Source organism: Aerococcus sp. L_32, from assembly GCF_050689315.1.
This window is the reverse complement of the sequence record NZ_JBOEQF010001149.1, coordinates 1-588: the sequence shown is the minus strand read 5'-3', so window position 1 is coordinate 588 and position 588 is coordinate 1. Positions and strand designations below refer to the sequence as shown.

Here is a 588-nt window from a genome sequence, read left to right as displayed (position 1 = left end):
CAGTAACATCATGGATACAACCGGTTGGAAAGTCGCTCCTTCAACCTCACGCAAGACATTTTGAATATCTTTTGGCCGAATAGAAGATTTTGTCCCTTGTGGCACAATACCAAAGGCCGTCACAAATTCTAAGAAACGTTGCATTCTGTCTTCATCCGGTTGCTCATGGACACGGTAGATGAATGGCAATACTTTTCTTGTAAAGTGGCCAGCTACAGTCTCGTTGGCTGATAACATGAATGATTCAATCATTCGCTCTCCAACGCCACGTTCACGTACTTCAATCGCTGTAGGATGACCTTCATCGTCAACTATAATTTTCGCTTCACGAGAGTCAAAGTCAATGGCACCACGACTAACACGTTTATTGTATAAAATCTCATGTAAAGCACACATATTTTCTAACATGTCAGTGATTTCACTGTATTTTTCCCGTAATTTTGAATCATTATCTGTGATAATGGCATTTACATCTGAATAAGTCATTCGGTAATCTGAGTGGATAATTGACGGATGAATATCATAATCAACAATACCGCCGTTATGGTCAATTTCCATGATAGCTGTCATTGTTAAACGGTCCACATT

At 39.6% G+C, this 588-nt stretch carries 1 protein-coding gene; it reads right to left on the bottom strand.

All coding sequences use genetic code 11. The features are described from left to right. The coding region (locus ACRCJ0_RS18650) for an RNB domain-containing ribonuclease (RefSeq protein WP_431391687.1) at positions 1 to 588 on the bottom strand (588 nt) is incomplete at both ends.